The sequence below is a fragment of the Dialister succinatiphilus genome (assembly GCF_928721695.1).
GTDB classification, from domain to species: Bacteria; Bacillota; Negativicutes; order Veillonellales; family Dialisteraceae; genus Dialister; species Dialister succinatiphilus.
Genome location: NZ_OV788641.1, coordinates 694,630 through 708,524 on the forward strand (window position 1 = coordinate 694,630; position 13,895 = coordinate 708,524).

Consider the following 13,895-nt stretch of genomic DNA (forward strand, 5'->3'; position numbering starts at 1 on the left):
GCCTTTCCACTTTCAAAGAGACACGTCCCGCTTCCCTGTGAGCTTATAGAAAAGAAGCAGGGAAATGATGGAGGTCACCGTGAGTATGGTGGCATAAGCAGAAGCATTGCCGTAATTGCCCCGGATGACTTCCGTATAAATAGATACGGTCAGTGTCTGTGTGGAATTCGTATAAAGGATAATGGACGATGACAATTCACTGATAATGGTGACCCAGCTCATAATGGCGCCGGACAGGACGCCGGGAGCCATCATGGGGATAGTGATTTTCCGAAATGTGGTCATTTCCGAAGCTCCCAGAGACACAGCCGCCTCTTCAATGGAGGGGCTGATATTACCCAGTGCCGCCGTGGAGGAGCGTACCGTATAGGGCATGCGCCGGATAGCAAAGGAAATAATCATGATGATGGCCGTACCGGTCAGAATCAGCGGCGATTTGTTAAAAGCGAATACGAAGGAAATACCAAGCACAGAACCGGGGATGATAAAAGGGAACATGGTAATCACGTCCAAAGCGCTGTTCAGCGGATTCTTCTTCCGTACCGACAGATAGGCGATGAGAACGCCCAGCACAAGAACGATGCAGATGGCACAGAGACCCAGGAAATAAGTGTGCCAGATAACATCATTGTCTTTGGCAAAGAGGGTAGCTTCATAGCTTTGAAGGGCAAAGCCGCCAGTAAATACCTGTCCGCCGTTGGATGCCAGGAAGGAGGTATAGATAACCACTGCCTGAGGAAGTACTGCCAGCCCCACCACAAGGTAAATCACTGCATGAGCCAGCAGATTCTTCACTCCCTTCGCCTTTTCTGCCACCATGGGCTTCAGCGCATTCATAGCATAGGTATTCCGGTTGGCCAGGAAACGCTGTACAAAGAACATGACGATGGTCAGTCCGATAACGATGCAGCAGACAGCTGCCGCAAAGCCGTCATCCCCTCCGACTTCTCCCATGAACTGGTTGTAAATGAGCACAGGTAGTGTTTTATAGCCTTCACCGATAAGCATGGGCGTACCGAAATCAGCAAATACCCGCATAAAGACCAGCATGGAGCTGGCAAGGAGGGTAGGCATAACCAGGGGAATGATAATCCGGCGAATCCGGCCAGCCTTTCCACAGCCAAGACTTTCCGCCGCTTCATTCAGTGAATTATCCAGACTTTTCAATGCCCCCGACACATAAATGTAAACGAGGGGAAAAGACTGGAGCGTGAAAACAAGGACAATGCCGGCGAAGCCATACACCCCGCCGAAATGGGTACCCAGCATATGGTTCAGAAACTGGGTAATGACGCCATTTCTTCCCAGAAGCTGTATCCAGGCATAGGCTCCGATAAATGGCGGCGACAAGTAGGCGATGACAATAAGTATATTAAGGAAACTGCTTCCCCTGATTTTCAGCCGACCCATGAGGTATGCCAGCGGAAGTCCCAGCGCCGCCGCCAGAGCCGTAGAAACCACCGTTACCTTCAGGGAATTAATCATGGTGCCCCAGTAAAATTTCTTTGCAAAGAAATGGGCAAAGTACTGCAGCGAAAAGGCACCGGTATCCCCGGAAATGACACTCTTGTACAGGATGAGGAAGAGCGGATAGAGGATGAAGAGAGCAAAGAATGCAAAAATCATGACACTGAACAGGTCCCACAGGGTCAGTTTTTTCTTCATGATGGTTCACCTTCAATCAAGGATGTGCCGGATGCCTTATGAAAAACGTTGATGAACCGGGGTTTTACTGTCAGTGTCACGGCACTGCCATCTGGAATGATATCATGGTCCTCCCTGGTTTCCAGCACCTCAATATCCTTTCCGTTTTCCAGATGGATGAAATAATGGGTGGTGAGTCCCAGAAAAATGGAAGAAACGATTTCCCCGCGAATACCTGCTGTACCACCATCTGTATGGATATCAAATTCCTCCGGGCGCACAGACAGAATCACCGGTTCCTTATCCTTCGCTTCCGCCGACAGATTGTCCATCACCGTTTCATAGGATGTTCCATCAAAGGACACTCTTCGGGAGCTGCCGCTGCCATGAATCCTGCCATCAAGCAGATTGGAAAGGCCGATAAATGTGGACACGAACACATTAGCCGGCCGCTTGTAAATATCAGCAGGTTTTCCAATCTGCTGGATAATGCCACCGTTCATGACCGCAATGCGGTCTGACACTGCCAGTGCCTCTTCCTGGTCATGAGTTACATACACTGTGGTAATATCCACCTTCTTCTGTATCTGCTTGATGGCGCTTCTCATTTCGATACGGAGCTTTGCATCCAGATTGGACAGAGGCTCGTCCATGAGCAGCACCTCCGGCCTGATGACAATAGCGCGGGCCAGTGCCACCCGCTGCTGCTGTCCGCCGGAAAGGGCCACCGGCATGCGGTCCTTCAAATGGTCAATCTTCACCACCTTCAGCATATGATCCACTCGTTCTTCGATGTCCTTTTCCGGGATATTCCGCATACGAAGGCCAAAGGCCACATTGTCTCTGACAGACATATGGGGAAATATGGCATAGTTCTGGAAAACCATGCCCATATTTCTCTTATCCGGAGACACGTCATTCATCACCCGTCCTCCCACAGAGATGGTTCCTCCTTCAATGGAATTAAACCCGATAATCATGCGGAGCAGGGTGGTTTTACCACAACCCGACGGTCCCAGAAGAGTAAAAAATTCTCCCGGCTTCACCGACAAAGACAGCCCGTTAATCACTGTATTGCTGCCATATTTCTTGACCACATGGTCAATATCAATGGATACGCTCATAGATAACTCCTTTATGAAAGAAAACAGGGCGCAGAATTTTTCTGCGTCCCTTTTTCAGTCTGCTTTATCATTACTGCCGTGAATTTTCCAAGTGCTGGTTCCAGAGGGCCACGATTTCCTTCTTGTGCTGTGCTACCCATCCTTCATCATAATTCTTGAACAGATGAATCTGATCCTGGGGCGTCATATAATCAGCCAGCTTCACGCCCTTTCTGAGTGGGCGGACCGTCAACGTCTTCCCTGCTTCCTCCTGGATTTTCTGAGAAAGCATGAAATCTACAAACTTTTTAGCATTTTCCATGTGCTTGGCACCTTTGATAATTTCCACTGATTCCCCCGGGAAAATAGCCCCTTCCTTCGGGAATACCACCTTCACCGGCGCCCCGTTCTTCACATAGGTAGCTGCCGGGTCCTCCCAGGTAAGACCCACGGTATATTCTCCATCAGCGGCTCCTTTATGGACGGCGCCGGAACTGTTCAGGAACTTACCATCCACGTTTTTGATGAAATTATCCACATAGGCCCAGGCCTCCGGGGACAACGGATCCCCGTCCTTTCCCTTGGCATAGAGCATGGCCATAAGGCTCTGGAAGGCCGAAGAGGAATTGGCCGGATCCCCAAAGGCAATCTTTCCCTTCAGCGCGGGATTCAGAAGATCGTCAAATCCTTCAATCTTCATGTCCCCTGCCAGGTTCGTATTTACGATAAATACGGTAGGATCTGCAAAGGCAGGAGTGAAATAGCCGGTCTTATTCTTTGCATTATCCAGCATATTGGCATCTTCCGGCGATACATATTTTTCAAAAAGGTCCTTTTGCGATTCCAGCATGGTCTGATCCGCAGCCCAAAGCACATCGCCCTGGGGGTTATCCTTTTCCGAAGACACCCGTTTCACCAGAGGACCTGTGCCTGCTACAATCATATTCACTTTAATGCCCGTTTCCTTTTCAAAAGCAGGAATGACCAGATTATTCAGGCTTTCGCTGCGGGCCGTATAAACGGTGAGCACCTTATCCCCTGCTGCCGCCTTGTCATCCTTCTTGTTATCCCCGCCGCAGCCTGCAAAAATACCTGCCGCAATAGCCGCACATGCCAGTACGGCCGCCATCTTTTTCAAACCTTTCATTCTATGTGCCTCCTTATGTCCCGGAAACTGCCAGATTCTCCATTTTTCACGTCAAAAAAGTGCACCCCAATCAGTACACCCTGCGTCCGGCCTTTAATCTTATTGTATCATAGTATAATCAGATATCTAGATATCATAAGTATTCTGTATAGATTTTGTAAAATAATATGCTCTTTTGTAATGTTTATGTAAATTCCATGGGCTTATAAAATTCTCCCCTGTTTTCCATGCCAAAACGGCATTTCCCTTGTCAGAGAAATGCCGTTTCAAAGATAAAAAGAAATTCCTTCTCCTATTCCTTACGGTTCCAGGGCACCAGTTTCCTTTCCAGGAACTGGAGGAACAGGTTAAAGATGAGACCCAGCACGGAGAGGACGATGACTCCTGCCATGAGGCGTTCGGTAATCATGAGGTCGCCGTAGTGGAGGATCAGGGCGCCGATGCCCTGTTCGGCGGCAATCATTTCCGCCGCCACCAGAAGGAGGAGGGCGGTGCCGGCGGCTATGCGGAGGCCGGCGAAGATCATGGGGAGGGCGTAGGGAAGCACCACGTTTCTCATGGTGTAGCCCCAGCCGGCATGGAAGCTCACGGCCACTTTGATGAGCAGGGTGTCCACGTTTTTCACGCCGGAGTAGGTGTTCATGGCCACAGGGAAGAAGACGCCCAGGGCGATGATGGTGACTTTGGATACTTCACCGATGCCCAGCCAGAGGATGAAAAGGGGGAGCAGGGCGATTTTTGGAATGGGGTAGAGGGCATTGACGATGGGGTTGGCCATGCGGTCCGCCAGGGCGGAGGTGCCGGTGACCAGGCCCACCAGAAGGCCGAAGGCGCTGCCCAGGAAGAAGCCCAGCAGAATGCGGTACAGGGAGGCCGCCAGGGAGACGCCGATTTCTCCATCCTGAATCATATCGATCAGAGCGGAAATGATGAGGGTCGGCGGCGGCAGGAAGAGGGATGACACCACCCCTGCCCGGCAGATGCCTTCCCAGATGAGAAGCAGCACCGCCACGGAAATCAGGGAAACGGCGGGACTGTAGCTTTTCTGCCACCGTTTCATTTTATTTTCAACCATGTACTTATTCATCGCCATTCACCTCCGTCATCGCCTCCAGGGCGTCTTTGCTGATATGTTCCCAGATGGTACGGGTGAGGCGGTCGATTTCTTCCGCATGTTCCGGTTTCTCCCGGTCGCCCCGGGGGATGGTAATGGAAAGGATATTCCGCACCTTTCCCGGACGGCGGGAAAGAAGTACCACCCGGTCCGCCAGCATGACCGCTTCCTGGATATTGTGGGTCACGTAAAGGGTGGTGAGCCGCGTCTTTTCCCACAGGTCCACCAGTTCCTGCTGCATGATGATGCGGGTCTGGGCGTCCAGGGCGGAGAAAGGTTCGTCCATGAGGAGCAGATCCGGATTGATGGCCAGGGCCCGGGCAATGCCTACCCGCTGCCTCATGCCGCCGGACAGCTGATGGGGATAAGATTTCTCAAAACCCGAAAGACCTACCAGGGAAATATAGTGGTCGATTCTCTCTTTCCACTCTTTCTTCGGCAGCACATGGCCGGCGTCCAGTCCAAAGGCGATGTTATCATATACGTTACGCCAGGGCATGAGGCCTGTCTCCTGAAATACGATGGATACCCGGGGCTCGCTTTTCAGATCTTCCCCTGTGAAATAGACGGATCCTGCGTCCGGCGACAGAAGGCCGGCGCAGATATTAAGCAGCGTCGATTTTCCGCAGCCCGAGGGTCCTACGAGGGCCACGAATTCTTCCTTGTGCAGGGTAATATTGATATCCTCCAATACCGGCAGGACCTTTTTGCCGTTCCGGAAGGATTTGCTGACTTGATCGATAATAACTTCCATAGATGACTCCGTTTTTTATATTTTTATATAACACGCCTTCGAACGGTCAGCCGACAATAGGAAGGCCCTTTTATGGGCAGGCTAAGGGCCAACTTCGGCTGACTTGCGCATTCTATGCAGAATGCGCACATGAGGGTTGACGGGGCTTTGCCCCGAGGGTTCTCAGGGTTCGTAAGTTTGACGGGCCGTTGGCCCGAGGGTTGTGGATTGCCCTACGGGCAATGCTTATAAAGTCAACGTTACGGATCTGACTTTTTGTATCATATGGCATGATAGGCATTCTGGTGATTGGCTCTCTGCGTTCACCACCAAAGGGGAAATTGCGGAATGGTACATGAAATATATGACTCCCTGTTTTTCCTCTCCATACTTCTCGTTTCCCCTTGAGGGGAACGCCTCGAAGAGGCAAAGGGTGTACAAGGCAGAGCGCCGATTTGACACCCCATCGCTATCCTGACCGCCAATCGGCAGCCTGTGTCATTTTTGTTTCTTACCCTTGGACACACCTGCGGTGTGAGGGTTCAAAGGGTGGTGGCGGTTGACGCCGCAGATTTTAAAAAAGGGCGCGGCTTCGCCTGTGGGAAGGGCGCCCCATAACGAAGGAAGCGCCGCTGGTTTCGCGGCGCTTTTCCTTATTTCTTCATGGCCTCTTCCAGGAAGGATGTATTCACCACATCTTTGGCATCCAGTTTCCCGTCGATCATGCCATGGGAGGAATACCAGTCGATCTGGGTCTTGATATCATCAGCCATAAGCACGCCGTTCTTGTCTACATAGGGCAGGCCCAGACGGATGTCCGCTTCCGGCGTCTTCACGTACTTGGCAATGATTTTTACCACTTCGTCCAGTTTGGCCGGGTCCTTCTTATCCACCACGGCATTGTAGTATTCATTGCAGGCTTTGTTGTAGGCCTTCATGAAACGGACCGCAGCGTCCTTATTCTTAGCAAATTCCGGGGAATAGAAAATACCGCTGGTCTGGTAAGGCATCACGGCGCTTACCTGAGTGATTTCCTTTCCGTAGCCTTCATTCTTGACCTTGGTAATGTTCGGTTCATTCAGGATGCAGGCATCGATCTGACCGCTCTGGAGCGCTGCCATGACAGCGGACAGCTTGCCCAGAGGCACAATGGTCACATCGTCCAGGGTCAGGCCTTTGGATTCCAGCATCCGTCCCAGCATGTAGTGGAAGGTGGATCCTTTCTGGGTAATGCCCACCCGTTTTCCTTTCAGCGCTTCAATGGAAGTAAGGCCATTGTCATATTCTGCAGAAGAAGCCAGAAGCGCAGAGGAGGAATATCCCTTTTCTTCCCGGCCTTTATCAGCCACAATGTAAAGTTTCTGTCCCTTGGCGGCCATATTGTACAGGCCTGCCGTAATACCGGTGGCGCCTACATCTACCTTGGAAGAAGCGGTGGCCACCGCAATGGGCTGGGCTGCATCGAACCACTGGGGATCGATTTCAATGCCCTCTTCCTTGAAATAGCCCTTATCCATGGCAATAAAAAGCGGTGCGCTGCTGGTGAGTCTGAGCATGGCCAGGGACACCTTCACCGGCTTCTTCTCCCCGCCGGACGATGACCCGCCAGAGCTGCTTCCGCAGCCTGCAAAAGACAGGGAAACGGTCAAAGCCATCAGCCCTGCCAGAATCATGGCAAATACTTTTTTGAAATTCATTCTTCTATTCTCCTCTCCTACCGCCGGGCAGCCCCGGTGAATAAACGATTGCCTGTATTTTACTCCATTTTCAGGAAGAAGAAAAGGGGCCAGGGGGGCCACTGGCATGGGACACACCTTCGGTGTGAGGGTTGACGGGGCTTCGCCCCGAGGGTTGTGGCCGCCTGCCGGCGGCGGGTTGTGTAAAAGGGTTGTGGAAAAAGGGTTCTTAAGATGGACCGGCCCTATGGGCCGGAGGGTTCGTAAGTTTGACGGGGCCTTTGGCCCCGAGGGTTGCGGATTGCCCTACGGGCAATGCTTATAAAGTCAGCGTTACGGAACTAGTTTTCTATATCATATGACATGCTTCCCACCGGGCAAGGTGGTGGCGCCAGCCACCAAAGGGGAAATGCATTTCCTCGAGCGGAGCGAGGCTGGCCTGTTTTCCCACGGGCGAAAGCCCGGTTGTTAAGTTTTATCATAAGAGGGCGTCTTCTATCAATTCATAGGCGCCCACCACAACCCTCAGCGGCAAAGCCGCTGTCAAACTTTAGAACCCTCGGGGCGATAGCCCCGTCAAACTTTAGAACCCTCAAGCCCCATAGAGCGCCAGGGAAGCCGACAGCGGACAGCCATCCCTCCCATGGGGTATAATAGAACTATCTATTCCAGTCATTACAAGGAGGTTCCCATGGTTGATCCATTTATCTATCACAATCCCACCAAAGTGTACTTTGGGAATGACGCCCTCTCCCATCTCCACGAAGAGCTGCCCCACTGGGGGAAGAACGCCCTTCTGATTTACGGCGGCGGTTCCATCCGGGAAAACGGCATTTACGATACTATCGTAGAGGAAATCCGGAAAGCCGGTATTTCGGCCTATGAAATTTCCGGTGTGAAGCCGAACCCCGAGATGCCGCTGGCCCGGCAGGGCGCCCGGTTCTGCCGGGAAAGGGGCATAGACCTGGTGATTGCGGCAGGTGGCGGCAGCGTCATTGACACTGCCAAGGTCATTGCCGGAAGCGCCCTCTACGATGGAGATCCCTGGGATTTAGTGAAATCCAGAGCGCAGATTTCCCATGCCCTGCCTATCATGGCCATTCCCACCATGGCTGCCACAGGCTCCGAAATGAACAGCTGCGCCGTCATTACCAATCCTGACACCCATGAAAAACTGGGCTGGACCACGGAAGCCCTCCGTCCCCGGGTTTCCTTCCTTTCCCCGAAGAATACCTTCACCGTTCCCCCCGCCCAGACGGCCTACGGCAGCGCAGACATTCTCTCCCACATTCTGGAAGTCTACCTGAACCGGGCCGAAGGCTTCGACGCAGTGGACGGATTCATGGAAAGCATGATGCGCTCCGTCATCCACTGGGCGCCGCTGGCCATGGAAGACGGCTTCCATGAAGAAGCCCGGGCCAATCTGCTCTGGGACTCCGAATGGGCCATCAACGACCTCATCGACCGGGGTCACTCCGTGTCCTGGACCTGCCACGCCCTGGAGCACGAGCTCTCTGCCTTCTTCCCCATTCCCCACGGCCTGGGCCTGGCTATCCTCACCCCCGCCTTCATGGAGTATGTGCTGAACGAAGAAACGGCGCCGCGCCTTGCCCGCTTCGCCGTCCGCGTCATGGGCGTAAAGGAAGGAAAGAATGAAATCAAAACCGCCCGGAAAGGCATCAAAAAACTTCGGAAATTCTTCACTAAATCCCTCTACCTCCCAGGCCGCCTTTCTGAAATCGGCCTGGACGACGCCCTTTTTGAAGACATGGCGGCTCACGCCATGGCCTGGAAAAGCACAGACGGCATCCTCCACGGCTTCTACCCCCTCACAGAAGAAGACTTCGTGGCTATTTATAAAAAGGCATTATAAAACCCTTTGACACGCCCTGCCGGGCGTGTCAAAGGGCAGGGTGAACGGGGCTTCGCCCCGAGGGTTCTTAAGGTTCTTAAGTTTGACGGCCCTTCAGGCCGAGGGTTGTGGTATCGCCCTGCGGTGCACAGCGAACACATTTTGCACTATGCGAACTGGATTTGTAAGGGAGCATCAGTGACCTGAAAATCCAGTGAGTCAGTGACAGCAGTGGATGAAGGAGCGTTAGCGACGCGCAAAATGTAGTGAGTCGTTTCCCCTTTAGGGGGCGATGAGTTTTATAATGCCGCCTTTCGGCGGTCACGTCTACATAGAGTATCATAATCAGGATTACCACCGTCCACACCGACTTCGCTGGATGGCGTCTCACTGGATTCGCGGGGCGCGGGGCTCCCCTATGAATCCAGTTCGCTTGCACACCCTTCGCCACTTTGTGGCCCTCTTCCCCTAAAGGGGACGCAAGAAGCGTTACGGGATTGGCTGTCTGTGTCATATGTGACACAATATCCAGTGCCACCTATTTTCTCGTTTCCCCTTGAGGGGAAGTCCCGCGAAGCGGGAAAGGGTGTACAAGGCAGAGCACCGATGTGACACTCTATCGTTATTCTGCCCGCCAATCGGCGGTAAGCGGATAGCGGTAAGCAGACAGCCATTCCCTAACCAACGATTTCACCCATTTTCTCATAGAGCACTGTCAGAGGCAGGCCTACTACGTTGTCGTAGGAGCCGGAGATGGAGTCCACCAGAAGGGTGCCCAGGCCCTGGATGCCGTAGGCGCCGGCTTTGTCCATGGGTTCTCCTGTTTCTATGTACTTCCTGATTTCCTCTTCTTTAAGGTGTCGGAATCTGACTTTGGTGGCGGTGACGGAGAGATTGATTTTCCCTCTGTACAAAATGGCCATACCTGTTTTGACCACGTGGTTTTTTCCGGAGAGGCTGCGGAGCATGGAGAAGGCTTCTTCCCGGTTTCCGGGTTTTCCCAGTACCCGGTCCTCCAGCACCACAATGGTGTCGGCGCCTACCACGGGGATCGTATCGCCCCGTCGGGAAGCGGCATCTTCGGCCTTGCCGAAGGCGTTGACGACGCACACCAGACCGGCCCGGGAGAAAGGGGCGAATTCCGTTTCCAGCCCCCTCTTTTGAATGAAAGCCAGGGCTTCTTTTTCATCGGTCACTTCCGGGAAATGACCCGGTTCTATGTCCCCTTCCCAGCGGATCTGATGAATCAGTTCCCGGCGGCGGGGCGAGGCGGATGCCAGTATGATATGCATGATTTGGATTTCCTTTCTTGTGAAATACGAAAAACGGCGCAGCGAAGCGCCGTTTCTTTTATTTGTTGCGAAGTGCCCGTTTCAGGATTTTCCCTGACGCATTTTTCGGAAGGGCGTCCATGGGAATGAAGCGGCGGGGGATTTTGTAGCTGGCCAGGTTTCTGGACAGGTATTTCCGGATCCGGTTTTCGTCAAAATCGTATCCTTCCTTCATCACCACATAGGCCCATACCACCTGTCCCCGGAGAGGGTCGGGATGGCCGATGACGGCGCATTCGGAAACCCCTTCCACTTCATAAATGCAGTCTTCCACTTCACCGGGATAGATATTTTCCCCATTCACGATAATCAGGTCCTTCAGCCGGTCCACGATATAAATGAACCGGTCTTCGTCCATGTAGGCCAGATCACCCGTATGGAGCCAGCCATCCGGCTCCAGCACCTTCTTCGTTTCCTCTTCCCGATGCCAGTAGCCCTTCATCACATTGTCACCCCGTACCAGGAGTTCGCCTACGGTGCCCGGCTGATAAGGGTCTTCCCTGTCTGTCATGATTTTCACTTCCACGCCGGGAATGGCAGGCCCTACAGTCAGGTATTTCAGCCGATCCGACGGCAGGACGCTCACCACCGGCGACGCCTCTGTGAGGCCGTAGCCTTCCCGCACGGGATGGTGGAAACGGTCGTAAAAGGCCTGGGCCACAGGCTGGGGAATGGGGGCGCCGCCGGAAATGAAATCATGCACCGTCTGCATCACCGACGGTTCGCCCCGGCGGGCCAGCAGGTTGTACATGGGCGGCACCATGATAGCCATGGTGACACTGTGCTCCACAATGGCATTGATGATTTCCGAGGGATTCTTGGAGCGAAGGATAACGATGGTGCTTCCATGCATGAGGCCTGCGTGAATGACTGTGGTCAGACCGTAGCAGTGGAACATGGGCAGCACACAGAGGATTTTATCCTCCGGCTTGAAAATCACCATCTGGGTGAACTGCTCCACATTGCGCACCAGATTCCGATGGGTCAGCATGGCGCCCTTGGGACTGCCGGTGGTGCCGGAGGTATACACAAAGGCGCACACCTCATCCTCCGTCAGGTCCGAGGGAAACGCCGGCACCTCCGATGCCTTCCGCTGCCGGGCCTGGAAATCCAGGTCATGGATATCCACGGAGGGGATGGAAACGGAAAGTTTCGTATCCGTCACCAGAAGCGACGCCTCCCCGTCCTTCAGAATGTAGTCCACCTCCCGGTCTACCAGGGAGTTGTTAATGGGGATAATCACAGCCCCCAGGCTGATTACCGCCAGATGCACATAAATAAACTCCGCCCGGTTGGCAGAGTACAGTCCCACTTTCATGCCCCGTCGGATGCCCATCTCATACAGCTGATTCCGATACAGGGAAACCAGATTCCTCAGTTCCCCGTAGGTTACCCTTTCATCGCCCTCAATGGCCACATGGTCTGAAGGCGCCTGGTTGATGATTTCATGAATAAACATAGCGCACCTCACTTTGGTTCTATTGTAGCAGATTACAAATGGCATCTCAAATTATGGACACTATGGACACGCCTGCGGTGTGAGGGTTCAGAGGGTTCAAAAGGTTCAGAGGGTTCAGAGGGGTAGGTTGACGGGGCTTCGCCCCGAGGGTTGTGGCCGCCTGTCGGCGGCGGGTTATGTTCGCTTCGCTCAAGGGGCAACGGCCCTTCGGGCCGAGGGTTGTGGTATCGCCCCTTGGGCGATGAGTATAAAGTCAGCGTTACGGGATTGGCTTTCTATGTCATATAGCATGAAAAGCATTCTGCTGATTGGCTCGCTGCGCTCGCCCCCCTATCCGGCTTCGCCGGACTTCCCCCTGTTCAGGGGGCAGAATAAAACGCCTCGAAGCCTCGCTTCGTAAGCGGCTCTACAGTAAGCACGGGTTATTGTGCCACCTCGAAGAGGGGGAAAGATGGTGGCGCCAGCCACCAAAGGGGGATTGCATTTCCTCGCCCGCATGGCGGTTGTATGGTTTTCCCACGGGCGATAGCCCCGTCAAACTTTAGAACCCTCACGCCCATAAGGGCGTGTCCATAGGGTGGTGGCGGCTGGCGCCGCGGGTTGTGTATCGCTTTCGCTCAGGGGCAGATAGCGGACAGCCATCCCACGGTCCCCAAAACTTTCTCAGCAAAAATTTTCATTTCTTATATAATAGAGTTAAGAAAGCATTAAGGAGTGATACTATGAAAGACATATACAAAAGGCGTATCGCCGCCGTCCGTGAAGGACTGGCGGAGATGGGCCTTTCCTCCCTTATCGTTTCAGAGACGGCCGCCCTCTTTTATCTCACCGGGGAAATCATCCACCCCGGCGAACGGCTCACAGTGCTGGTGATTTGCCGGGAAGGACCTTTCTTCTGGATCCGGAATCGCCTGTTTCCGCTGAAAGAAGGCATGGGGCTTTCCATGGAAGACGCCGAAGCCTCGCTGGAGGCGGCGGATATTTCCTTTGAAGACGGAGAAGACGGCCCTGCCCTTCTTTCCTCCCGCCTGCCCAAAGGCACGGTGGGCATCGACAAGACCTGGCCGTCCCATTTCCTTCTCACCCTTATGGCCCTCCGCCGGGACCTTTCTTTTGTAAACGGCTCACCTCTGGTGGACCGCCTGCGGGCCGTGAAGGACGAAGAGGAAATCAACGCCATGCGTCTGGCCTCAGCCATCAATGACCGGGCCATGGAACGGATTTCCCGCTGGATCCGCCCGGGCGTGACAGAAAAGGAATGTGCCGAGAGGCTCCTTGCCATATATAAGGAAGAAGGGGCCGAAGGCTTTTCCTTCCCGCCCATCGTTTCCTTCGGTGCCCACGGCGCCGATCCCCACCATATGCCCGATGACACGAAACTTACCGAAAACGAAGTGGTGCTCTTTGACATAGGCTGCCGGAAGGACCATTACTGCTCCGACATGACTCGCACCTTCTTCACCGGCCTTCCCACGGAAGAGGAGGAAAAGGTGCACCGTCTGGTACGAGAAGCCGGCGAACTGGCGGAATCCCTGGTACGCCCCGGCATTCCCCTGGCGGAGCTGGACCGGGCCGCCAGAAAGCACATAGAAGACGGCGGCTATGGTCCCTTCTTCACCCACCGTCTGGGCCATTTCATCGGCCTGAAAGAACACGAAGAAGGAGAAGTCAGCGCCGCCTCCTCCCTCATCGCCCAAAAGGGCATGATCTTTTCCATTGAACCGGGCATTTATCTGGAAGGCCGCTTCGGCGTCCGCGTGGAAGACCTGGTACTGGTCACCGACACAGGCTGCGAAGTACTGAACCATGCGCCCCGGGGCTGGCAGATTTCCTGAA

The 13,895-nt window shown here is 53.7% G+C and carries 10 protein-coding genes; 2 read left to right on the forward strand and 8 right to left on the reverse strand.

Annotated elements, in window-relative coordinates; all coding sequences use genetic code 11:
- Nucleotides 1-12: 12 nt before the first annotated feature.
- The 6 genes from NW747_RS03045 to NW747_RS03070 form a co-directional block, all read right to left on the reverse strand.
- The gene (locus NW747_RS03045; RefSeq protein WP_273187959.1) at nucleotides 13-1,665 is read right to left on the reverse strand and encodes an ABC transporter permease; all 1,653 of its coding nucleotides are present in this window, start codon (nucleotides 1,663-1,665) and stop codon (nucleotides 13-15) included.
- Nucleotides 1,662-2,768 (reverse strand): ABC transporter ATP-binding protein, encoded by a 1,107-nt coding sequence (locus tag NW747_RS03050; RefSeq protein WP_273187960.1) that lies wholly within the window; start codon nucleotides 2,766-2,768, stop codon nucleotides 1,662-1,664. Before NW747_RS03050 ends, NW747_RS03045 begins: the two co-directional genes overlap by 4 nt.
- A gap of 70 nt (nucleotides 2,769-2,838) precedes the next feature.
- Nucleotides 2,839-3,894 carry an extracellular solute-binding protein gene (locus NW747_RS03055; RefSeq protein WP_273187961.1) on the reverse strand — a complete coding sequence of 352 codons (1,056 nt, stop codon included), beginning with the start codon at nucleotides 3,892-3,894 and terminating at the stop codon, nucleotides 2,839-2,841.
- Between the two features lie 292 nt (nucleotides 3,895-4,186).
- Nucleotides 4,187-4,981: an ABC transporter permease gene (locus tag NW747_RS03060; protein WP_273096678.1), complete on the reverse strand. Its 795-nt coding sequence runs from the start codon at nucleotides 4,979-4,981 to the stop codon at nucleotides 4,187-4,189.
- Nucleotides 4,974-5,762 (reverse strand): ABC transporter ATP-binding protein, encoded by a 789-nt coding sequence (locus NW747_RS03065; RefSeq protein ID WP_008859614.1) that lies wholly within the window; start codon nucleotides 5,760-5,762, stop codon nucleotides 4,974-4,976. Before NW747_RS03065 ends, NW747_RS03060 begins: the two co-directional genes overlap by 8 nt.
- Nucleotides 5,763-6,394: 632 nt before the next feature.
- Nucleotides 6,395-7,438 (reverse strand): ABC transporter substrate-binding protein, encoded by a 1,044-nt coding sequence (locus NW747_RS03070; RefSeq protein ID WP_008859613.1) that lies wholly within the window; start codon nucleotides 7,436-7,438, stop codon nucleotides 6,395-6,397.
- Between the two features lie 670 nt (nucleotides 7,439-8,108).
- On the opposite strand from NW747_RS03070, the gene NW747_RS03075 reads away from it, so the two are divergent.
- Nucleotides 8,109-9,290, forward strand: a complete 1,182-nt coding sequence (locus NW747_RS03075) for an iron-containing alcohol dehydrogenase (protein WP_273187962.1) — start codon at nucleotides 8,109-8,111, stop codon at nucleotides 9,288-9,290.
- A gap of 656 nt (nucleotides 9,291-9,946) precedes the next feature.
- Here NW747_RS03075 and NW747_RS03080 read toward each other — a convergent pair.
- Both NW747_RS03080 and NW747_RS03085 read right to left on the reverse strand, forming a co-directional pair.
- Complete coding sequence (locus tag NW747_RS03080) at nucleotides 9,947-10,561, reverse strand: Maf family protein (protein WP_273187963.1); 615 nt, start codon at nucleotides 10,559-10,561, stop codon at nucleotides 9,947-9,949.
- A 58-nt stretch (nucleotides 10,562-10,619) separates the two neighbouring features.
- On the reverse strand, nucleotides 10,620-12,059 hold the full coding sequence (locus NW747_RS03085) for a class I adenylate-forming enzyme family protein (RefSeq protein ID WP_273187964.1): 1,440 nt from the start codon (nucleotides 12,057-12,059) through the stop codon (nucleotides 10,620-10,622).
- Nucleotides 12,060-12,781: 722 nt separating this feature from the next.
- Between NW747_RS03085 and NW747_RS03090 the strand changes: the two genes are divergently transcribed.
- Nucleotides 12,782-13,894 carry a M24 family metallopeptidase gene (locus NW747_RS03090; protein WP_273187965.1) on the forward strand — a complete coding sequence of 371 codons (1,113 nt, stop codon included), beginning with the start codon at nucleotides 12,782-12,784 and terminating at the stop codon, nucleotides 13,892-13,894.
- Nucleotide 13,895: the final 1 nt, after the last annotated feature.